We start from the raw sequence: 21,452 nt of genomic DNA on the forward strand, positions 1-21,452 counted from the left end.
TCGGCCCGCTCCGGCCTCAATCAAGCCTTGGCCGGACGCACCACGCGCCAGTCGGGCTTGCCGAGATTGTGCGGCCAGGGGTGCACATCCTTGTCGTTGAAATAGACGACCTCTTCCAGCTTCGGAAAATCCGCCTGTTTCAGCGTCACGTCGTTCATCCAGGGACGGACATAGGAATCGCCGCCTTCATAACCAAGTTCGGCGACCCAGACCGGCCGGTTGAAGGTTTCAACAAGTCCGTATCCCTTGCGCAGCAGATCGGAGAAGGTCTTCGGTCCGCCATATTCGATCTTGTCGTAATCTTCGAGGCCGAAGACCGAAAGGCCGACAAGATCGGCGTAGTTATCGCCGGGATAATAAGCCCGAAGGCCATCAAGCCCCTTGGGCGACCACATCACCTTGACGCCGGGAACCGCCCTGCGGGTCATGTCCACCATGCGTTTATAGGCCGTGATATAGTCCCGCGGGTTCCAGCCGGACCACGAGAAGCGGCCGGACGTGTCTTCCATTTCCTGTCCCCAGCGCAGGATCAGCGGGCTTTTCATCGCCGACATGCGTGCGGCTATCGCCTGCATGTTCTTGTCGTAGTCGCCTCCCAGCACCTTGCGGCGCAATTCATCGGAGGTGAGCCGCCAGTTGACGTCCCATGACCAGGGTTCGACGGTGATCAGCACATTGCGCTTGCGCTCCAGGGCATAGGCGTCCGCGAGCGCGAGACTGTCGAGATCCACGTCTTCCCAGGGCAGGAACAGATGTTCCGTCGCCACCCCGGCCTGTCCGGTGAAATCACCGTGCGGATCGTAAGCGCCGAAACGGATACCATCCGCATGCAATGTCGGACGTTTGTCGGCAAGCGTTTTCATGCCCGTGGCGCCCATGGGTGCAACACCCTGCGCATCCAGTTTGAACATGGGGTACATGCTGGCTGAAAAAGCCACGGCAGCCCCGCTTGCGAAGAGAAGTTTTCTTCTTGTTATCTGCATGACACTTTCCTCCCTACCGCGTCGCCGTCATCGCCTTGCCATAGGCGGCGATCTGCGGGGTGACGTCGTCCTTGCGGACAAGTTTCAGGAATTCATCGCCGGGCCTTGGCGGGTTGTGCCGGAACACATACCACTGGCCGCCCTGCTTGCGCTGGTAGAGCACCTTGCCGATGCGGCCATGGTCGAAGCAGGTATCAGCCTTGCCGCTTCCATTATCGGCTTTCCAGGTGGCGCGCATGCACAGCGTGCCGTTGGCATCGACGGTCCAGATACCCTCACCGACGGATTTTTTGCCTTTTTCTTCCGTCAGGGCGATGAATTTGCGGCCATCGGCAATGAAGCGTCCGCCGCCCGTATCCCATTTCCAGGTCTTGTCGAAGTACATTTCCACGACTTCGCTGGTTCTGAGCGGTTTCGGCGTCTTCGTGCCGCCTGCGGCGTGGACGGCACTGGGCGCGATCACCGCAAGGCAGAGTACGAAAGCGGAGAATCCGCAGTTGCTTATTGTTGTTCTCATCACAGCCTCCTCCTTCTATTGTCCGACCCTATTGTCGGCCAGCATGATTTCTCCGGTTGCCACTGTCGGCGACGGTGCGACGGCCGGTTCCGCCTGCATTTCCCGATAACCGGGCAAGCCCGGCAGGGTGATGCGCAGCTTCACGCGCACCGATCTCGCACCCTCCACACCCGCACCGGCAACCGTAAAGCGCGTTTCGGTGAAGGTGACGTAGGGCTGCCCGTGCGACAGGGCTTCGAGGCCGCCAATCGCATGGGAACTCAGTTCCGCAGCGCTGCCGGCAACGAGCAACAGTGAACAGGCGGCAGCGGTCGCGCCGCCGCGCATGGCCGGCAATCGCGGCAGGCCGTTTTCCATCGCGTGGCGAATGAGCAGAAACACGGAAAGTCCCGCATAGATCGCCACATTGATCGCCCCGAAAATGAAGAAGCCTTCCGCTCCGCTATCGCGTGGCGCCAGCACCATGGCGAGAAGGCTCGCCGCCGCCAGCACCATGTAGGGCAAGATCACCCGCAGCGGCAGCGGCGGTTTGGCCTGCGTGCCTTTCGGTGTAATGCGGAAATCGACGAAATCACCACGGATCGTGTCGCGTATCGCCGCCAGAACGCCCATCAGCGACCAGGGCCAGCGCAGGAACAGGAACACCATGCCTTCCCAGCTGAAAAGCTTCGCATCATGCGGGCGGAAAGCGCCTGTTGCCCGCCAGAAGAAGGCAAACACGATCATGATCAGCGAAATGGGCAGGAAATGCGCCAGGAACGCCGGATAGGACGCGTTGACCAGCACATGCCCCCGCATCAGGGCGACAGCGGGAAGCACGAACATCAGTGCCATGAAGCCGGAAAACAGCGGATACCAGAGCTGCGAAAACAGGAACTGGAACTTCAGCCGCAAAGGCAGCTTCGGCACATAATGCCGTGAATATTGCAGCAGGATGGTCATCAGGCTGCGCGACCACTGGAATTCCTGCACGATGAGATCGGCAAAGGTCGCCGGCCCGTCGCCATGGGCGATGGCGTTGACGGCATGAACGCCGCGCCAGCCACCGGCATTCATCAAAAGCGTGGTGGAATGATCCTCGGCAAGCTCGGGTCCGAGACCGCCTACCTCACGCAGCGCCTTGGTGCGCACGGCATAATGCGAGCCGATGCAGAGCGGCGCCCAGCTATTGTTGTAACCGAGCTGCAGCGCGCCGTGCAGGCTTGCCTCCGCATAAAGCCTGCCACGCGCGGCCCAGCTTTCTTCGGCATTGGCATCACAGATGCTCGGGGCGGAGACATATCCAACCGACGGATCGGCAAAGGGACGAATGATCTCGCTCAGATAATCCGCTTCCGGCACGTGATCAGCGTCGAATTGAGCGACGAAATCATAACGGTCATAACCGTAGTGATCGTAGAAATAGGCGAGATTGCCTTCCTTGCAGCGGGTGCGGCGCGGCCATGTCTTGCGGTGATAATCAGCGACACCCTTTCGTGTCGAGACGAAAACGCCATGCGCACCACACCAGGCCAGCGTCTGCGCGTCAGGATCTTCATCCGCGAGCCAGACGTCAAATTCCAGGCCCTTCTGTTCCAGCATGGCCAGTAGCGTCTTGCGCACCACGGCGAAAGGCTCCGATGGGGCCTTGGTGACGACCATCGCCACCCGGCCCCTGGGCAAAGGGGAGCGCCGGTCGACGACCCTGGCGTTCAAAAAAATGAAGATGAAATAGGACGGCAGCAGCGTGATCCACGCCAGCGTCAGCGTAACGACGGTATAATAGGGCCAGTCTATCACCCGGTCACGGTCGAGCCACCACACCCAGAAATAGGCAAGCGTCACCAGCCAGCCACCAATGCCCAGACGATAGGCCATGCGGTTCCAGCCGGTGAAGACCGGGAGCATCCGCAATGCGCCTGCGGCGGTACGTGCCGGTTGAACAGAAGGGGTGGAGCGCACCGTCATGACCGCACCTCCAGTCCGAAACCGGGACCGGCCGTGCGAATGATCGTATCGATATCGGAGTGTTTTGGCGCAAAGCCGAGCGTCTGCCTCGCCCTTTCAATATCAGCGAACAGTGCCGGCGGATCGCCTTCGCGCCTTTCGCCGAAATGCACCGGCACTTCCTGCCCCGTGACGCGGTGGATCGCCTGGATGATATCGCCAACCGAGGTGCCGTGACCGGAACCGAGATTGACGCGCAGCGTCTCACCGCCATCGGCCAGATAATTGACGGCGGCTACATGGGCATCGGCGAGATCGCTGACATGAATGTAGTCGCGAATGCAGGTGCCGTCCGTCGTATCGTAATCAGCACCGAAGACATCGAGCTGCGGCAACCGCGCCGCAGCCGCCATCAGCGCCCTGGGGATGAGGTGGGTTTCCGGCTCGTGGCGTTCGCAAAGCTCGCCATCCGGGTCGGCACCGGCCGCGTTGAAATACCGCAGCGCCACGAAACGCAGGCCATAGGCCGCGGCGTAATCATCAAGCGCCATTTCGAAAATCAGCTTGGTGCGCCCATAGGGATTGACCGGCATCTGCGCGGTTTCCTCTCGGATCGGCAATTGCGGCGGTACGCCATAGGTGGCGCAGCTGGAGGAAAACACCAGCCCGCCAATATTCTGATCTAGACAGGCATCCAGCAGCGAAAGGCTGCCGCCGACATTGTTACGGTAATATTTGCGCGGATCTTCGACGGATTCGCCGACATAGGCATTGGCGGCACAATGGATGACGAATTCCGGTGAGAATTCCTTGAGCGTGGCCTTCAGCAGGCCACGATCAAGAATGTCGCCCTCGATGAAGGGCCCCCAGCGAACCGCGTCCGCATGGCCGGTCGAGAGATTGTCGTATGCGATGGGCTTGAAGCCGGATTTTGCCAGCGCCTTGCAGATGTGGCTGCCTATAAATCCGGCCCCGCCCGTGACGAGGATTGCGCGGGCCATCTCATACGGCCTCCGCCACTTTCCTGCCGGACAGCAACGCATCGAAATAGACGATGGTTTTTTCCAGTCCGATTTCGAGCGGAACACGCGGTTGCCATCTCAGTTGCTCGTTGGCCCGCGAAATATCCGGGCGGCGCTGCTGCGGATCGTCGATCGCCGCCGGCAGATGCACGATGCGCGAGCGGGAACCCGTCATCCGAATGACGATATCGGCCAGCTGCCGCACCGGAATTTCGCTCGGATTGCCGAGATTGATCGGTCCCGTGCAATCCTTCGGCTTGGCCGAAAAACGCAGGAAACCATCGATCAGGTCATCGACATAGCAGAAGGAGCGCGTCTGGCTGCCATCGCCATAAATGGTGATGTCGGTTCCCTTCAGCGCCTGGACGATGAAATTGGAAACCACGCGTCCATCATCGGGTCGCATGCGCGGCCCATAGGTGTTGAAGATTCGCCCCACCTTGATATCGACGCCATAAAAGCGGTGATAATCGAAAAACAGCGTTTCGGCGCTTCTTTTTCCCTCATCGTAACAAGCTCGCGGCCCGATTGTATTTACATTGCCAAAATAGCTCTCAGGCTGCGGATTGACGTGCGGATCGCCATAGACTTCCGACGTCGAGGACTGCACTACGGTTGCACCGCATCGGCGCGCGACCTCCAGCACATTGACGGCGCCAAGCACATTGGTGAGCAAAGTGCCGACGGGATCGCGCTGGTAATCCGGCGGCGAGGCCGGCGAAGCGAAGTTGAAGATCAGCGAGACGTCGATGTCATAGGGTTTGCGCACGTCGTGCTCGACCAGCAAGAACCGCTTATTGTCCCGTAAATGCTCCACATTCGCCGTCCGTCCGGTCGAGAGATCGTCGAGACAGACCACTTCGTGGCCGCAGGCCAGCAGACGTTCGCAAAGATGGGAACCAAGGAAACCAGCGCCGCCATTGACGAGAACGCGCTGGCCAGGACGCCATTCCGAGTAGATTGTGACGCCATTATCATGCTCGTTGGGAACGAAATTACGCATTACACACTCCTCCCCATGAGGAATCAGCCCGGCTGATTCACCTTGAACTGGATCAAACTCCCGATTGTGCGGTATCTTGAATATCATCCTCCGGTTTTTATTTCTTCTGGAGGTTTTAATATTTCGATTCGATAGTTTTCAACTTTTATGATAGGCGCGGCGAAAAACAGGTCAACTTCATTTTATCGAAATATTACAATTGATTACCCTGAATTACTAAAAATAGCCCTCGATTTAATACTTTTTAACTACGCCTCCATTATGCCTTTCTTATTGAGCATTAGCGCAAGCTTCGCTCAACCAGTCGGGACTATCCTGGTTTTGTAAGGCTCGGTCCACCGGGACAAAACCGCCCGGCAAGATGCGACAGACAGTCGATTTCAGGGGACATACACGATGAATGAAATGCCTTATTCCAAGAGTGGCAAAGCAGCCAGACGCAATCATTTTGCGCTCGTTGCCGCAGCCCTTGCAGCACTCACTTTCGCGACGGCCTCATGCGCCGTGGTCGAAGACGCTGCTTTCATCAAGACCGCATCCGCGGATGCGACGACAATGAAGACGCGGGTTGCTCCAACCAAGGCCTCCTACGGCTACGACAAGACAGGCAATGCAGCTGTGACGCTTGTTGCCGACGCGTCGTCCGAGACACCTTCGATATCGCGACATTCCTATTCCGGTTCTTCTCCCTATATTTGCTCGCCGAGCGGATTTGGCCAGAAGTCCCGCTGCTTCCTGAGACCATAAGTCTCAGGCAGTAACATCGGCGGAAACTGGCGCCCGGGCGGCCTCGGCCTGCCTGACCCTCAGTTCTTCCAGCCGGAGAAGGTAGCGTCGTCGCCCTTGTTGAAGAAGCGCGACGCCGCCTCCGTTCGGTTGCGCACGTTCATCTTCTTATAGATGTTGCGAACGTGAACCTTCACTGTGTTCTCGGACAGATGCAGCCTGTCAGCGATGATCTTGTTTTGCGTACCCTTGCAAAGCAGGTCGAGGATTTGCACCTCACGCGTCGTCAGCGCCGCCATTTCGCCCCTGTTTACTGCAAGGGCGTCGGCGCGGTTGGCGATCACGGCGTTGTTCTGAACGCTCTTGCCGCTGACGGCCTGGGAATAGGGAGTGAGCTTACCGAGAAGAGCCGCGGGAAAATGTTCTCCGCCCTTCATCAAAAGGTCGACCGCCGCCATGAACACGTCAAGCCGCAGATTGAGCGGCAACACGCCATCGATGACGCGCATTCCCACCAGCTGCTTCAGCGGTTCCTCAAACCTGTCGATGGTTTCGACCACCAGTGCGATCGGCGCATCCGGGTGCTTCTCGCGGATTGCCGCAAGAACATTATGAAGCCGCTCGCCCGACATGCGATATGGCAGCACCAGCCGGACATTGGCGCCGTAGTCGTCATTGATAGTCGCCGACGAAGTAACGCTCACCACGGCGAATGTGGGGAACTTTTTGCCCAGCGCCTCCACGAGGCACTCGGAAAACAGGTCCGGATCCGCTATGATCAATAAAGTTCCATTTATAGGTGAAACGGCGTTTTTTTGTTTTGCCGCATAATCTGAAGTTCCCATGAACATTGACGCCTCCCTAAAGCGCTTACGCATTACATTCTTTTGGTTGTGCGATATGTCGTTCGTCAGGCTACCCTTGAAAACCCAAGGGGCATTTTGACCCTGAAGCCATGTCAACTATCATTAATTACCCGTTAATTAAGGAGGCTAATACGAAAAGCTGTGTAAATAAATGGCCCATACGGGTTATTTTTTACATTAGGCATACAAAATTGATTACGGTGATAAAGAATCATTCACTTTGAAATCGCCCGGGGAACAAAGGCGTTGGAAAAGCGTCCGTTCCGGTTTTGCAATCCGAGAAAATATAACTTTTAGTTGAGATCTCTTTGCATACCTACCTGCCGAACGAGCCTCACGGATGTTCCGTTTCGGGATAAAAGCCCCTTCCCTCCGAAATAAACCATGTTTTTCGAAAAGCCGCTTCCTGTAGCCGAAGCTACTGTTTTTTTACGGCGGCAGAGGTGGAAGCGCGCCTGCATTCGCCCTCTCACATATATATTCGGGGGTAAAGGTGCCGATATGGCTAACCCGAATTGATATCTAGGAAGCGCGATTTTTCTGCGGCACAGTCTGACCGTCGCTGAACGGCGGCTGATTGAAAGACAAGTCCGGCCTTTGACGTGTGTTTGCTAAAGCCGGTTCCTTTTCAAGAAAACATGCAAACGAAAAGACGAAAGCCACCGCGCTCCCCTTTGGAGCGAGGAACGGATTTGTGCGCCTTTTTATCGAGTAGCGCACAAGGGCTGAACGAAAAGAGCCCGGTCACGGGCCGATGCCGAACCGCAGATGAGACGTACCGAGTGCATCTGCAAACATCAATCTTTGTGCAACACGGAGCAAGCGCGAAAAAATCCCGTTTGAGATGAGAGGGATTTCGAAAGCTGCTCCGAGCTTTTTCGGAGGAAATCGAAATGGGTTACAATCCACAGCCGGCCGGCGACGACATCACCAAGATCGGCGCGCTTGCCGACGGTTTCGCCAACACCTCGACCAATGACGCCAAGGTGGAAGACAGCAATGTCGGCACCGCAAACGGTGAAAACCGCAACAACGACAACAGCGACAACAGCACCAATGTGGATGTTGACGCCAAGGTCGATGTTTCCGCCAATAACGGCGACAATCGCGACAACGACTATGACTGGAGCTATGACAGCAAGTCCTATAGCGATAACGACACGACCACCAAGACCAGCACCGAAACCAACACCGATATCAAGGTCGATTACGACTGGAGCTACGAAAGCAAGTCGTATAGCGACAATGATACCAATGTGAAGACGATCACGGATACGGACACCAAAACGTCCAACTATTCCGACAACGACACCTCCACCAAGACCACGACGACCTCCGACAGCTTCAACTCCGCGGACAGCTACTACAAGTCGGATGACGACTTCGGTAACATCACCGGCGTCAAGGATGTCGGCAATCTCGGCATCGCCGGCGGGGACCTCACCTTCAACCTGGGTGACGACTTCTCCTTCACGCTCGATGTCGACAACATCCTCAACAGCTCGCTTAACGGCGACGGCAATGACACCGGCTTCAGCATGGTGCAGGCCAACCACCTGGCGGATCAGGATCAGGCCTACGACATCAAGATGCAGAATGGCGGTGCGGAAAACCACCTGAGCGCCAATGCCGGCGACGCCTATGGCGCGGAAGGCATGGACGGCAAGGGATGGGACCTCAAGGCCGGCGACGACGCAGCAGGCACCAGCACTGCGGATGCATCGGCAATCCTTGCAAATTCCGGCTTCCATCTGGAACTCGTGCAGGGCGCCAACATGCTCTCCAATGCCGTTGACGTCACGATCACAGGCGGTAACTCGCATGTGTCTGATGTCGGTGAGGATCACTCCTGATACCCACCTCTTGACGAAAAGAGCTGCACCGGCACCCGCCGGTGCAGTTCGCGGTTGAAGGACCAGTCTGCGCAAACGAAGCGCCGCCTCTGAGACGGGTGCCGTGCGCAGCCTCAGGCTCTGCCGCGATGATCAGGGAGGGACCTCCAATGCATATCGACAAGATTTCCGACATGATCGCGCATTTCATCGGCATGTTCGACACGGTGGTCGAGGAAGCGCGTCTGAGAAGCAACTATAGCGAAGGCCCTGCGCATTCCGATCCTGACCGGTTACCGGAGGATGAGGCGGCAAGGCTGCTCGACAAAAACTACGACGTCCCGCTCGAGGATTACGATCCCGGCGTCAAATATCGCTCCGGCTATTACGATTTCGACTACATACGGCCGCATTTCGCCCGCGCTGTCGAATACGACATGCAGCAGCTTGCAAATGCCATCCCGGTCGATATTTCCGGCGCGCATTTCCGTTTTCCCGGCCGCCTTTCCTTTGATGAGCGCGAACTGGTGGTTCATACCGGTCCCGGCTCGGTAGCCGGCCATCTTACGCAGGTCAATATTCTCCAGGACGATGACTATCTGAACATGACGGACGGCCCGAATGTGGCGCGCGACACGACCTTCGTGACCGCGCGCACCGTCGAGTTTTACAACGAAGCCGCCGTCTTCACGCCCTTTTCCACCTTCCAGCGCACCGACAGCTACGACGCCTTGCAGGCGCTCGCCAAATCCGCGCACGACTATATCGAACACGCCCGCGACAATGACGTTACCTCGCTTGGCACCGGTGCGGACCAGGATTTCGTTCTGGCCGGCAATGATATCAACGGTCTTTATATCAATGGCGCGGTGGCCTACGACAAGCCGACGCTCGATGACTTCATGCCGGACCGCGGCATTGCCAAACCCGCCGAGGCACCGGAAAAAAGCGACGTTTCCCTGCATGAGGATAGCCCGGCCGGCAACAGTCTCGATATCGCAGCAGGCGCCAATGTCGTCGCCAACATCGCCACGCTGGTCAATACCGGCGTCATGACCTCTGTCACCGCCGTCATGGGCGATTATCACCAGATCGACGCCATCACCCAAGCCTATATCTACAGCGACCGGGACGAGATTTCTTCCGTCTTCACGCACTCGGAGGATCAGGCGGCAACGGCCGCTTACAACATCGCCAGCTTTCAGCGCAGTGTCTATCCGGGCGCTGAAAATGCCGCAGCTGACAGCCATGAGAGCGGCGAGCCGCCGATATTCCCCACCGCCTGGCGCGTCAGCGTGCTGGAAGGGGATGTGTCCTTCGTCCACTGGATCGAACAATACCAGTTCATCAGCGACAATGACACGATGACCGTCACCACCTCGGGTGCGAGTGTCAGCCTTTTGACGGGCGGCAATGCCGCGCTCAACATCGCCAATTTCCTCGGCATCGGCATGCAGTACGATCTGATCATCGTCGGCGGCAATGTGCTGGACATGAACCTCATCAGCCAGATTGCCGTGCTTTACGACAATGACTGGGCCCGCGCCAATCCCGATGCACCTGGTGGCGCCACCATTCAATCTGGCAATAACCTGCTCTGGAACGATGCCAGCATTCACAATGTCGGCAGCAATGACCGTTTCGAGACCATGCCGGACTATATGCACCAGACGGTGAACGCGATCAACGAACGCGATCCCAACATGCCGGATGCGCTTGCCCACGACGCCAACTTCGCCGGCTATCAGGGGCTGAACGTCCTTTACATCACCGGCAACCTTTATGATGTCAGCATCATCAAACAGGTGAGCGTGCTCGGCGATTCCGACGACGTGACCCAGGCCGCCGCCAAAGTCCTCGAAAACAACGACAATGCCACGATCCATATCGATACCGGCAGCAACGCCGTCGTCAATATCGCACAGATCGTCGATTACGACAGCTTCGGCTCGACCACCTATGTCGCGGGCGGCGTTTATTCCGATGCCATCCTGATACAGGGCGGCATCATCGAAAACGACACGTCGCAGCCGACGCAGCACGGCCAGCTGGCAAACGAGGTCATCGCCTTTCTTCACGACGATCCCGCCACCATCCAGAACGAATCCGACGGCGTCATCAATGGCGGCCACGACCTCTCATGGTCCAATGCCCACCCATCCGACGTCATGCAGACGGTCGTTGCGTAACGTCCGGCGAGCGGGGCGGCAAACACGCCCCGCAATAGCCGAACCCGCAAACACCGCAAGATCACCGGGGACCGATATAAAATGGATCATATCTCAAGGAAAACGATTGCCGACGGACGCTCGCTGGACTTGCCGCTGGATCAGGAAGCGGAAGACAGCAAACTGACGGACGCCTGTATTTCAGCCATCAACGAAGCCGTCGAAAATCTGCGCCAATTATCCGGAGCGGAACAGGCAGCAAAAACCATTGCATCCCCCACCCAGCCAACACCCCCGCAAACTCCATCCGAACCGCTTGCGAAAACAGGACATCCCGAACAATTGCGGGACGTTCCCCCGGTGAGGCCGGCACCACAGCCGGACCGGCAGCCAGCCTCCCCAACGCAACCGCAGGCCAAGATTGACAATACAGACCTGCCTTTCGTCAAAACCATCGACAATAATGACGGTCCGATCCGCGAAAACGAACGCCGGCCAGTGACGGGTGGTGGCGGCAAGGAGCCGACGGACAATGGCGGCGGAGGAGGCGGAGGTGGCGGCGGCGGAAGCCAGAGCGGCTTCCACAAGCGCAGCGAGCCGATCAATTTCGCCGCAAGTCTTGCCAAGGGCATCGCTGCCGTTCGCCGCAACATGGTGGTGGTGATGCTGTTCACCATCGCCATCAATATCCTGCTGCTCGCCATCCCGCTTTATCTGTTCCAGATTTCCGACCGGGTGCTGACCAGCCGCTCGATGGATACGCTTGTCATGCTGACGGTGGCCGTGCTTGGCGCGGTTCTGCTGCAGGCTTTCATGGACGCCATCCGTCGCTTTATCCTGATGCGCACCGCTGTCGAGCTTGAGGTGCAGCTTGGCGCGCCGATCCTTTCGGCCGCCGCCCGCGCATCCCTGCATGGCAACGGCAAGGACTACCAGATCCTGCAGGACCTGCAGCAGCTGCGATCCTTCCTGACGTCGGGAACGCTCATCGCTTTCCTCGATGCACCGCTGATGCCGCTCTTCATCGTGGTGGTCTATCTCGTCCATCCGCATCTCGGCATCATCATCATGGTCTGCTGCGCGGTGCTGTTCATCATCGCCTGGCTGAACCAACGTTTCACCGCAAGGCAGTTTTCCGAAGCCTCCGGTTATCTCAGCCGCGCCAATTTCCACCTCGATTCCATGTCGCGCAATTCGCAGATCATCAATGCGCTCGCCATGATACCCGAGGCGGTGAAGATGTGGGGCCGTGAAACGGCCGGATCGCTGAAGTCGCATGTGGCGGCGCAGGATCGCAACATCATGTTCTCCGGCGTCTCCAAGGCCGCCCGCATGATCACCCAGGTGGCGCTTCTGGGCTGGGGTGCGCATCTGTCGCTTTCCGGCGAACTGACCGGCGGCATGGTGATCGCGGCCTCCATCATTTCCGGCCGTGCGCTGGCGCCCATCGAAGGCGCGATCGAAGGCTGGCACCAGTTCAACAAATCCGCTGCCTCCTATGGCCGCATCAAGCAGCTTCTCATCAGCTCTCCGCTGAATTTCCCGCGCCTGCGCCTGCCCAATCCGGAGGGGCGTCTCGATGTGGAGCGCATTCTCTTCGTACCGCCGCCGCAAAAGAAGGTGATTTTGAACGGCATTTCCTTTTCGCTGAAAAAGGGGGAATCACTCGCCATCATCGGCAATTCCGGCTCCGGCAAGACGACGCTCGGCAAGATGCTGGTCGGCTCCATCCTGCCCACCTCGGGCAATGTGCGCCTCGATCTCATGGACCTGCGCAACTGGGACCAGCGGCAATTCGGTGAAAGCATCGGTTATCTGCCGCAGGACGTGCAGCTTTTCCCCGGTACCATCAAGGCCAATATCTGCCGCATGCGCGACGACATCGACGATCGGCAGATTTACGAGGCGGCGGTGCTCGCCGATGTGCATGAGCTGATCGCCGGTTTCCCGCAGGGTTATGAAACCGTGGTCGCCGCCGATGGTGCGCCGCTGTCCGGCGGCCAGAAACAGCGCATCGCGCTTGCCCGCGCATTCTTTGGTGATCCCAAATTCGTGGTGCTGGACGAACCCAACTCCAACCTCGATACACAAGGAGAACAGGCGCTGGCCAAGGCGCTGCTGCACGCCAAGAAACAGGGCATCACCACCGTCACCATCACCCAGCGCCCCGCACTTTTGCAATGTGTCGACAAGATCATGGTGCTGAAGGACGGATCGCTCGCCATGTTCGGTGAAAGGATCGAGGTGCTGAAAGCGCTTTCCGGCAATGGCCGTCCGGCCAACCAGTCCCCGCAGATCGAGGGTTGAGGATCGTCATGTTCAAGAAGAAAAACGCTATTGCCGAAATCAAACCACAGGGCCAGCTGGAATGGTACAGCGAGGTGCCGCGCTCCATCCGCCTGCATAGTTCCATCGGCCTTGCCGTGCTGCTCGCCTCATTCGGCGGCTTCGGATATTGGGCCGGCACCGCACCGCTCTCCTCCGCCATCATCGCCCAGGGCAGCTTTGTCGCCACCGGCAACAACAAGATCGTCCAGCATCTGGAAGGCGGCATTATCAAGGAAATGATGGTCAGCGAGGGCGATACGGTCAAGGAAGGCGACGTCCTGCTGACGCTCGACAAGACGACGGCGCTTGCCAATGAGCGCATGTTGCAGCTGCGGCGTCTTCGCCTTGAAACCATCGTGACGCGCCTGCGCGCCGAAGCGCAGGGCGAAAAAAGCTTCAAGGTGCCGGAAATCGTCATGAAGGAAGCCGGCGATCCTGACATCAACTCCATCATCCAGAGCCAGAACATCGTGTTCCACAGCAAAATCGTCAAGCTCGACGAGCAGTTGAACCTGATCGAAAAGAACATCCGCTCTCTGGAATTCCGCTATACGGGTTATAACGGGCAAAAACAGTCCTTCGACCGGCAACTCGCCCTTCTGACGCAGGAACGCGATTCCAAGGAACGGCTCGCCAAGGACGGCGTCATCCGCAAGACCGATATGCTGGCACTGGAACGCGCGATTGCCGACGCCATGGGCGATATCGCCCGTCTGACCGGCGAAATGAACCAGAGTGAGGCGGAAATCGCCAAGTTCAAGCAGGAAGCGGTCATCGCCGTCAACGCCAACAAGCAGGCGGCGCTCGACGCGCTGGAAACAGCGGAATCCGATCTCGACAGTGTCCGGGAACAGGTGCGCGGCGCCGCCGAAGTGCTGGAACGCACCGTCATCCGCTCCCCCGTCAACGGTACCGTGGTGCGAGCCTATTATCATACCCCCGGCGGCGTCATCACGACAGGCAAGCCGATCATGGAAATCCTGCCCGCCCATGTTCCCCTGATCCTAGAAGCACAGGTGCTCAGAACTTCGATCGACCAGCTGCATGAGGGCCAGACCGCCGCGATCCGCCTGTCGGCGCTCAACCGCCGCACCACGCCGGTCCTGAACGGCAAGGTCTTTTACGTTTCGGCCGACAGCATCGAGGAAAATGCCGGCCTTCAGGTCAAGGACGTCTATATCGTGCGCGTGCAGGTTTCCGACGACGAGATCGCCAAGGTCCATAATTTCCACCCCGTGCCCGGCATGCCGGCCGACGTTCTGATCCAGACCTCGGAGCGCACGTTCTTCGAATATCTGACCAAGCCGATCTCCGACAGCATGTCCCGCGCCTTCAAGGAAAGATGAAGAAATATCAGTAACCTATACTGTCTTTTCCGCAGCGCTCAGCATATAATATCCGAATATATTTCGCCGGGACGGGAGAAGCAGCATGGCGGTGATGTCGGATGTGTTGCTGCTGGTCGGCAGGCTGAATTATGTATGGACCAACACCGAAAGCCTGATGATCTATCTGATCGTCCATCTTCTGAAAGTGGAGAAGGAAGCGGCGATCGTCGTGTTTCTGACGCTCAATACCACACGGGCGCGCATGGACCTCATCGAGCGTCTGGCGAAACTCCCCTCAACGCCGACACAGGACCGCAAGACCATTCTCTCCATCATGGCGCGGCTGAAGAAAGAAGCGCGGACGCGCAACAAATACAATCATTGCATCTATTCCTTCGACGAAAAGGGCGAAATCGCCAGCACCCAGCTGATGCGGCTGGTGGAGGACGACAGCAAGGTTCGTTACGGCAAGGTCGAACGCATGGACGAGAAGGAAATCGAGCATCTGGAAAAGTCGATTGCCGATATCGTCGATGTCAGCAAGGACATGTGGAAATTCATCCACGCCAGCCCACATGTCTCAGCGGATTACCTCTAGGCTCTCGTCTGCAACCGCATACCGATCGCCGGGTGAGTTTCACCATTCTGCGCCGCTTTCACTGGCAGGCACAGTTTGCCCGCAGCGAAATAAAGCAGGAACGAGCCGATCTGGTAGGGGAAGATGATATCGATCTCCACGAAGGAGCGCACCACGAACAGCGCGCAGATCGCAAAGAGAATAACGCCCTGCGGATCGCTCTTGCGCATCAGCACCGAGCGCAGATGTCCGAGCAGCGTGCCGTAAAGCACCATGCCGAGCAGCACCATTCCGACGATGCCGTTCTCTACCACCGTCTCGATATAGGTATTATGGAAATGGAAGCCGGTGCGGCCGGTAATGAAGAAGTCGTTCCAAAGCCGTTCGGCATCGGCAAAACCCGCCACCCAGAACCCCTGATAACCGACACCGAGGATCGGCGTCTGTTTTGCCGCCTCTATGCCCTGCTGCCAGAGATAGGTGCGGCCGGTAAGCGTCGAATCCTTGCCGAAAACCCCGAGAATGGCATCGAGCAGGCCGAATTGCAGGGAGGCGACCGCAAGCAGCGCACCAAGGCCGCCAAGCACGAAAAATGTCATCTTGCGATTGGCGGGAGACAGCATGCCGATCGGGATGAAGCCGATGATGAGCGCAACCACGGCCGCCGTGGTGATGGTGGATGTGGCCGATTGCGATGCGATGAGGCTATAGGCCGATAAGAGCCCGGTAACACCGGCAATCGGCAGCCAGATGCCTCTCTGTTTCAGGACCAGCACGGAGGCCGCGGCAAAAATGACGCCGAGCGAGGCATAAAAACCGAGCTGGTTCTTCGATGAGAAGGCGCCGACGAAACTATAGGTGCCGTCCAGCGCATCGAAGAGATAGATGCCGAACAGCAGCGAATAGAGCAGAACCACGGCGATGCCGATCAGCGCGCCGCGCGTCAGCGTGCGGATCGAGATGACGCGCATGGCGATCAGGGCGCAGACAATATGCGTCATATATTGGATGGAGGCGCGCATGGTTACCGACGCGGCCTCCGACCAGAAGCTGGACAGCACAGTCAGGATGCCGAAGGCGAAGATCCACAGATAACGCGGATAATTGCCGAGCACCTGCCGGTAATTGACCACCACCAGCGGCAGCCACATGCCATAATAGGCCAGAACCGAGATTTGCCCGAAACGCGACGAATAGGCGAACACGAAGAATGACAGCGCAATAGCCGCCATTCCGAAGATTTCATTGCGTTCGGGATCGATCAGCGCCGATTTGGCAATCCGCATGCAAACCTCACTGCATCAGGATTTCGGACGAAACCTTGATGACGTCGCCGGGCTGAAGCAGGGTGTTTTCTTCCACCTTCACTTCCTTCGGCTTGCCATTTTCCTCACGCACCACGAGATAGGTGATGGTCGCGGATTTGCCCGATGGATCGAAGCGGATCGCTTCGGCCGATTGCGCCAGCGCCTCCGACATCAATTCACGGCTGGTGGTCAGCTGCAGATTGAGCTTGTCGAGTTCCGCTTCGGTGTCCTGCAATTCCTTGGAACGCTGCGCCACCCAGTCGTTGCGCAGGTTGATCTCGTCCTGGGTCGCCTTGTTGATGTCCTGCTTGGCGCGCAGAGACTGCGTATCGATATCAAGAAGGGTGGATTCCACCTCCGCCGCGCGCTCTTCCGCCGAGATACGCCGCTGCGATAGCGCAAGCCCCTGTTCATTCAGCCGGTTGACGCGGTCGCGGTCTTCGTTGGCGAGCTGGAGCTGGCGGTTCTGTGTTTCCGATTTTTTATTCAGCGATTCGACTTCACTCTGCAAAAGGGCATGCAGATCCGTCAACGCCTTCAGCTGAAGCGTATAACGCTCGGTGCGGGATTTCATCAGCGCGCTTTCGCTGGCGAGAAGCGTATCGATCTCGCTGATCTTTTCCATTTCAGGCGTCTTGGCGATGGCCTGATCGCCCTTGACCTCGGCAATCAACCGCGCCTGGCGCGCCAGCAGCCTTGCCCGCTGATTGTCGTAGACGGCGGCATCGCCGCGCGCATTGATGAAGTCGCGGGCAAAACGCTGGCCGGCGTCGGAGCGACGCAGGCCGCCGGCAAGGCTGACGGCCTTCAGCACCGTGAGATTGGCGGCATAGGGATATTCGCCCGGCGTCTGCACGTCGCCGCTGAGAAAGATCGGCCGGAACTGGGCGATTTCGACGGAAGCCGAGGGAAGGTTGCGAAGTGCGAATTTGCTCTGAAGCTGGGCGCCGATCGCCTCACCGACTTCCGAAGGCGTTTTCCCCGAAACATCCAGCTGGCCGATAAATGGCAAGGACAGCGCGCCGGATGGGCCGACGGAATAATCGCCATTGATGACGTCCCAGTTGCGGATGCTGCCATCGGCCGGCTGCCATTCGGCAACACGGATGCGCAGCTTGTCGGCGGTGCCGAGCTTATATTGCCCACCCTCTGCCGCCATTGCGGAGAGCGGTGCGGCCAGGGCGACGGAAGCGGCAAGCACGAGGGCGGCAAGCGGACGGCGGGGGGTGGCAAAAAGGCCGTTCATCGGGAGACTCCCTGTTTGCTGATCGCCATGCAGGCGATCAGACGATAGGCAACCGGGCAAGCCCGGCTGCGCAGCGCCGCAGAAGCGGCCGCTATTGTTAGCACCAATGACGCACCCGAAGACCGGACTTGGGATCCCGGTCGGGTGCGTGTCGAAACGAAAATCGATAAAGCCGAACTCAATATTGATTTCAGTAGCTGCCGCGCGACAGGCACACGGCGGGAATGGTCTTGACAATGATGAAGACATCCTGCCGCATCGACCAGTTCTGCACATATTGCGTGTCGAAAGCCACGCGGGTCTTGTAGGATACGTCGTTACGGCCGCTGATCTGCCACAGGCCGGTCAGGCCCGGACGGGTGCTGAGATAATAAGCGGCAGCGCTTTCATAATAGCTCAGCTCCTCGTCAACGACGGGGCGCGGGCCAACCACGCTCATTTCACCACGGATGATGTTGAGGAGCTGCGGCAGTTCATCAAGGCTAAGCTTGCGTAGCACGGCGCCGACGGCGGTGACACGCGGATCGTTCTTGAGCTTGCGGGTCGCGCGCCATTCCTCGGCGGCTTCCGGGTTGGCGGCAAGATATTGCCGCAACATCTCGTCACCGTTCATCGCCATCGTCCTGAATTTCAGGCAATGGAAATAGCGGCCATTATGTCCCACACGCCGGTGACCATAAAAGATCGGACCGGGATCGGAAAATTTCACCAGAGCGGCGATCAGCAGGAAAATCGGGCTGAAGATGAGCAGCGCAAGTGCAGCCGATGCCATATCGAAGCTGCGTTTTGCGATGCCCCCGATAGGGAAACTGACATCGAAATCTTCGGAACTGAGTGTCTGTTCAGCCGATTGGGTCGCGGACTTCATAGAGAGAACTCCATTTATGTTTTGCGATTGGTCGGTGCCCGAAGGCGCGTCTTTCCGTCTAAAGGAGATAACAAGTCTGTGTTCGGAATTTGATGCTAATGGATTTTTTGTAAGGCACATTGCCCATGACCGTCTATGCGATTTCTTGCGGCGGCGGTCGATCAACCTCCGGGCAATATTAAGCGTTGCATAAAAAAGAAACAAATGCGCTTACGGCCATGTGCGTAGAGCATGGGTGGCCTCCTGGCATGTATTGTATTTTCGACCGCCTACAGTCTTTTCTTATATGTTTCTTATGGCTTAATCGGATGACACAGGAACGCCAAGAACAGCCATGCGTGTAACAGACTATTAAATTTTTTTGCGCCGCAGCAAGATTGCGGCAATGCATATAAAATTTGACATATTAGCCGGGATTTTTTTACCCGACACTCGGCCTTGGCCAAGAAAAAGCGATGGAAAAATTGCAAGAGCGGCGCAAAAGCGGCAAAACAATGGCAAAAAACTGCGCTGGAGCCGCAGAATATCTTCAAAATATTCGAGCCCCGGCCGGGATTCGGCTCCGCTTGCGATAAGCAGAGTGCTCTGCGACCCTCACATCAAGCAGAACGCTGTGGAATCAGAAGGTGGGCGGCGTACAGGCGCTGATGACTTCGCAGGGCACGGGACCGACGCAGCGGAAGCGATGCGGCCTGCGGCTCTCGAAATAATAGGCATCGCCCGGCCCCAGCACCCGCCGCTCCTCATCAACCGTCACTTCCAGACGCCCGGAGAGGATGATGCCCCCCTCCTCGCCATCATGCACCAACGGCACCTTGCCGGTATCGGCACCCGGCTGGTAACATTCCTTCAGGATTTGCAGACTGCGGCCGAAGACGTTGTCGCCCACCTGCCGGAAGGAGATCGGCCCCTTGCCGATTTCGACCAACTCATCCGCCCGATAGAAGGCCTTGCGGTTTGTCTCCGGCTCGAAGGCGAAGAATTCGGCGAGGCCGATCGGTATACCGTCCAGAATACGCTTCAGCGCTCCGACGGACGGGTTGGAGGTATTGCTCTCGATCAGCGAAATCGTTGAATTGGTCACACCGGCGCGCCTTGCCAGTTCACGCTGGGAAATGTTGTGACGCAGCCGCAAATGGCGCAAACGCCCGCCTATATCCACCGACATGCTGCCGCCCCCGTTACCGTTGTTCGAAATATCGAAAACACTGCATTTCGCCTACAGCATTTTCAATGACTTGGCCACAGAGAGAAAAGGGCTTGTTCGCTCTGAAAAATAGCTTTCAATCATCGGCAACGAACAGGAGAACCATGATGGACAACCCCAGCCGATCCAATTCCACCTCACTCGACAGCTACTGGATGCCATTTACCGCCAACCGGCAGTTCAAGGCCAATCCCCGCCTGCTGACGAGCGCCGAGGGCATGTATTACACCAGCAATGACGGCCGCCAGGTTCTCGATGGCACGGCTGGCCTGTGGTGCGTCAATCTCGGCCACGGCCGCCAACAGATCGCCTCCGCCGTCAAGCACCAGCTTTCGACCATGGATTACGCGCCCTCCTTTCAGATGGGCCATCCCGTCGCCTTCGAATTCGCCGAGCGGCTGGCGGAAATCGCCCCCGGCCCTGAAGGTGCAAAGCTTGATCGCGTTTTCTACACCGGCTCCGGCTCGGAATCGGTCGATACGGCCCTTAAGATCGCCATCGCCTATCAGCGCGCCATCGGCCAGGGCACCCGCAGCCGCCTGATCGGCCGTGAGCGCGGTTATCACGGCGTCGGTTTCGGCGGCATCTCCGTCGGCGGCCTCGTCAACAACCGCCGGGTTTTCCCGCAGATACCCGCCGACCATCTGCGTCATACTCATGATCCTGCAAGGAACAGCTTCGTGAAGGGCCAGCCCGAGCACGGCGCAGAACTTGCCGACGATCTGGAGCGGCTGGTCGCCCTGCATGGCGCGGAAACCATCGCTGCCTGCATCGTCGAGCCGGTGGCCGGCTCCACCGGCGTGCTGGTGCCGCCAAAGGGTTACCTGGACCGCCTGCGTGCCATCTGCGACAAGCACGGCATTCTGCTGATCTTTGATGAAGTCATCACCGGTTTCGGTCGCATGGGCTCATCCTTCGCAAGCAACTATTTCGGTGTTACGCCTGATATCGTCACCACCGCCAAGGGGCTGACCAATGGCGCGATCCCCATGGGCGCGGTCTTCACCAGCCGCAAGGTGCATGATGCGCTGATGCATGGCCCGGAAAGCCAGATCGAGCTGTTCCACGGTTATACCTATTCGGGCCATCCCGTCGCCTGCGCCGCCGGCATTGCCGCGCTCGATATCTATCGCGATGAAGATCTTTTCACCCGCGCATCCGAATTGCAGGATATCTGGCACGACGCCATCCATTCGCTGAAGGGCCTGCCGAACGTTATCGACATCCGCACTATCGGCCTCATCGCCGGCATCGAGCTGCAATCGCGCGACGGCGCCATCGGCGCGCGCGCCTATGATATCTTTGTGGATTGCTTCGAGCGCGGCCTGCTTGTCCGCGTCACCGGCGACATCATCGCCCTCTCGCCGCCGCTGATTGCCGAAAAATCCCATTTCGACGACATCGTCTCGATCCTCGGTGACGCGCTGAAACGCGCAAATTAAAAGTATAAATTTCTAATATAGGAAAGGCTGCAATACAAATTGCAGCCTTTTTTCGCTTTTATCAAAATCAGCCCGCACATAGATCATTTATTAAGCATGTTCTATT

General features: G+C 58.0%; 17 protein-coding genes. 7 read left to right on the plus strand and 10 right to left on the minus strand.

Going from position 1 to position 21,452, the window contains the following annotated elements:
* Window positions 1-20: 20 nt before the first annotated feature.
* Genes CFBP6623_RS16800 through CFBP6623_RS16820 form a run of 5 tightly spaced genes read right to left on the minus strand, consistent with a single transcriptional unit; the run spans window position 21 to window position 5,451 of the window.
* On the minus strand, window positions 21-983 hold the full coding sequence (locus CFBP6623_RS16800) for a glycoside hydrolase family 26 protein (RefSeq protein WP_046801330.1): 963 nt from the start codon (window positions 981-983) through the stop codon (window positions 21-23).
* Between the two features lie 13 nt (window positions 984-996).
* Window positions 997-1,500, minus strand: a complete 504-nt coding sequence (locus CFBP6623_RS16805) for a DUF995 domain-containing protein (protein ID WP_046801331.1) — start codon at window positions 1,498-1,500, stop codon at window positions 997-999.
* 15 nt (window positions 1,501-1,515) lie between these two features.
* Complete coding sequence (locus tag CFBP6623_RS16810; RefSeq protein WP_046801332.1) at window positions 1,516-3,447, minus strand: glycosyltransferase family 2 protein; 1,932 nt, start codon at window positions 3,445-3,447, stop codon at window positions 1,516-1,518.
* Window positions 3,444-4,427: a UDP-glucose 4-epimerase GalE gene (galE, locus tag CFBP6623_RS16815; RefSeq protein ID WP_046801333.1), complete on the minus strand. Its 984-nt coding sequence runs from the start codon at window positions 4,425-4,427 to the stop codon at window positions 3,444-3,446. Before galE ends, CFBP6623_RS16810 begins: the two co-directional genes overlap by 4 nt.
* A 1-nt stretch (window position 4,428) precedes the next feature.
* Window positions 4,429-5,451 (minus strand): UDP-glucuronic acid decarboxylase family protein, encoded by a 1,023-nt coding sequence (locus CFBP6623_RS16820; protein WP_046801334.1) that lies wholly within the window; start codon window positions 5,449-5,451, stop codon window positions 4,429-4,431.
* Between the two features lie 396 nt (window positions 5,452-5,847).
* Here CFBP6623_RS16820 and CFBP6623_RS16825 point away from each other — a divergent pair, with 396 nt between their 5' ends.
* Window positions 5,848-6,198, plus strand: coding sequence for a hypothetical protein (locus CFBP6623_RS16825; protein WP_046801335.1), 351 nt, complete (start codon window positions 5,848-5,850; stop codon window positions 6,196-6,198).
* A 59-nt stretch (window positions 6,199-6,257) separates the two neighbouring features.
* Here CFBP6623_RS16825 and CFBP6623_RS16830 read toward each other — a convergent pair whose 3' ends face one another.
* A complete protein-coding gene (locus CFBP6623_RS16830; protein ID WP_046801336.1) occupies window positions 6,258-7,028 on the minus strand; it encodes a helix-turn-helix transcriptional regulator in 771 nt (256 codons plus the stop codon).
* A gap of 908 nt (window positions 7,029-7,936) precedes the next feature.
* Here CFBP6623_RS16830 and CFBP6623_RS16835 point away from each other — a divergent pair.
* From CFBP6623_RS16835 to CFBP6623_RS16855, 5 genes are all read left to right on the plus strand, one after another.
* Window positions 7,937-8,896 carry a hypothetical protein gene (locus tag CFBP6623_RS16835; protein ID WP_046801337.1) on the plus strand — a complete coding sequence of 320 codons (960 nt, stop codon included), beginning with the start codon at window positions 7,937-7,939 and terminating at the stop codon, window positions 8,894-8,896.
* A gap of 149 nt (window positions 8,897-9,045) precedes the next feature.
* Window positions 9,046-11,064, plus strand: a complete 2,019-nt coding sequence (locus tag CFBP6623_RS16840; RefSeq protein WP_046801338.1) for a hypothetical protein — start codon at window positions 9,046-9,048, stop codon at window positions 11,062-11,064.
* An 81-nt stretch (window positions 11,065-11,145) separates the two neighbouring features.
* Window positions 11,146-13,350 (plus strand): type I secretion system permease/ATPase, encoded by a 2,205-nt coding sequence (locus CFBP6623_RS16845; RefSeq protein WP_046801339.1) that lies wholly within the window; start codon window positions 11,146-11,148, stop codon window positions 13,348-13,350.
* Window positions 13,351-13,358: 8 nt separating this feature from the next.
* A complete protein-coding gene (locus CFBP6623_RS16850) occupies window positions 13,359-14,717 on the plus strand; it encodes an HlyD family type I secretion periplasmic adaptor subunit (protein ID WP_046801340.1) in 1,359 nt (452 codons plus the stop codon).
* 85 nt (window positions 14,718-14,802) lie between these two features.
* On the plus strand, window positions 14,803-15,297 hold the full coding sequence (locus CFBP6623_RS16855) for a hypothetical protein (protein WP_046801341.1): 495 nt from the start codon (window positions 14,803-14,805) through the stop codon (window positions 15,295-15,297).
* On the opposite strand, the gene CFBP6623_RS16860 is transcribed toward CFBP6623_RS16855, so the two are convergent.
* From CFBP6623_RS16860 to CFBP6623_RS16875, 4 genes are all read right to left on the minus strand, one after another.
* Entirely contained in the window at window positions 15,294-16,562 is a 1,269-nt protein-coding gene (locus tag CFBP6623_RS16860; RefSeq protein ID WP_046801342.1) for an O-antigen ligase family protein, read from the minus strand. The two genes, CFBP6623_RS16855 and CFBP6623_RS16860, sit on opposite strands and share 4 nt — an antisense overlap.
* 7 nt (window positions 16,563-16,569) lie before the next feature.
* Window positions 16,570-17,829 (minus strand): polysaccharide biosynthesis/export family protein, encoded by a 1,260-nt coding sequence (locus CFBP6623_RS16865; RefSeq protein ID WP_046801343.1) that lies wholly within the window; start codon window positions 17,827-17,829, stop codon window positions 16,570-16,572.
* A 190-nt stretch (window positions 17,830-18,019) separates the two neighbouring features.
* Window positions 18,020-18,697, minus strand: coding sequence for a sugar transferase (locus tag CFBP6623_RS16870; protein WP_046801344.1), 678 nt, complete (start codon window positions 18,695-18,697; stop codon window positions 18,020-18,022).
* Window positions 18,698-19,316: 619 nt separating this feature from the next.
* Window positions 19,317-19,865 carry a cupin domain-containing protein gene (locus CFBP6623_RS16875; protein WP_045018487.1) on the minus strand — a complete coding sequence of 183 codons (549 nt, stop codon included), beginning with the start codon at window positions 19,863-19,865 and terminating at the stop codon, window positions 19,317-19,319.
* 146 nt (window positions 19,866-20,011) lie between these two features.
* Between CFBP6623_RS16875 and CFBP6623_RS16880 the strand changes: the two genes are divergently transcribed.
* On the plus strand, window positions 20,012-21,346 hold the full coding sequence (locus tag CFBP6623_RS16880) for an aspartate aminotransferase family protein (protein WP_046801345.1): 1,335 nt from the start codon (window positions 20,012-20,014) through the stop codon (window positions 21,344-21,346).
* Window positions 21,347-21,452: the final 106 nt, after the last annotated feature.

The sequence above is a fragment of the Agrobacterium tumefaciens genome (assembly GCF_005221385.1).
GTDB lineage: Bacteria > Pseudomonadota > Alphaproteobacteria > Rhizobiales > Rhizobiaceae > Agrobacterium > Agrobacterium tomkonis.

Bases quoted from the DNA above. Each gene is read 5' to 3' on its own strand.
- CFBP6623_RS16825 (WP_046801335.1), top strand. From the start codon at position 5,848: ATGAATGAAATGCCTTATTCCAAGAGTGGCAAAGCAGCCAGACGCAAT.
- CFBP6623_RS16805 (WP_046801331.1), bottom strand. From the start codon at position 1,500: ATGAGAACAACAATAAGCAACTGCGGATTCTCCGCTTTCGTACTCTGC.
- galE (WP_046801333.1), bottom strand. From the start codon at position 4,427: ATGGCCCGCGCAATCCTCGTCACGGGCGGGGCCGGATTTATAGGCAGC.
- CFBP6623_RS16840 (WP_046801338.1), top strand. From the start codon at position 9,046: ATGCATATCGACAAGATTTCCGACATGATCGCGCATTTCATCGGCATG.
- CFBP6623_RS16845 (WP_046801339.1), top strand. From the start codon at position 11,146: ATGGATCATATCTCAAGGAAAACGATTGCCGACGGACGCTCGCTGGAC.
- CFBP6623_RS16855 (WP_046801341.1), top strand. From the start codon at position 14,803: ATGGCGGTGATGTCGGATGTGTTGCTGCTGGTCGGCAGGCTGAATTAT.
- CFBP6623_RS16850 (WP_046801340.1), top strand. From the start codon at position 13,359: ATGTTCAAGAAGAAAAACGCTATTGCCGAAATCAAACCACAGGGCCAG.
- CFBP6623_RS16830 (WP_046801336.1), bottom strand. From the start codon at position 7,028: ATGTTCATGGGAACTTCAGATTATGCGGCAAAACAAAAAAACGCCGTT.
- CFBP6623_RS16865 (WP_046801343.1), bottom strand. From the start codon at position 17,829: ATGAACGGCCTTTTTGCCACCCCCCGCCGTCCGCTTGCCGCCCTCGTG.
- CFBP6623_RS16875 (WP_045018487.1), bottom strand. From the start codon at position 19,865: ATGTCGGTGGATATAGGCGGGCGTTTGCGCCATTTGCGGCTGCGTCAC.
- CFBP6623_RS16880 (WP_046801345.1), top strand. From the start codon at position 20,012: ATGGACAACCCCAGCCGATCCAATTCCACCTCACTCGACAGCTACTGG.
- CFBP6623_RS16820 (WP_046801334.1), bottom strand. From the start codon at position 5,451: ATGCGTAATTTCGTTCCCAACGAGCATGATAATGGCGTCACAATCTAC.
- CFBP6623_RS16800 (WP_046801330.1), bottom strand. From the start codon at position 983: ATGCAGATAACAAGAAGAAAACTTCTCTTCGCAAGCGGGGCTGCCGTG.
- CFBP6623_RS16835 (WP_046801337.1), top strand. From the start codon at position 7,937: ATGGGTTACAATCCACAGCCGGCCGGCGACGACATCACCAAGATCGGC.
- CFBP6623_RS16860 (WP_046801342.1), bottom strand. From the start codon at position 16,562: ATGCGGATTGCCAAATCGGCGCTGATCGATCCCGAACGCAATGAAATC.
- CFBP6623_RS16870 (WP_046801344.1), bottom strand. From the start codon at position 18,697: ATGAAGTCCGCGACCCAATCGGCTGAACAGACACTCAGTTCCGAAGAT.
- CFBP6623_RS16810 (WP_046801332.1), bottom strand. From the start codon at position 3,447: ATGACGGTGCGCTCCACCCCTTCTGTTCAACCGGCACGTACCGCCGCA.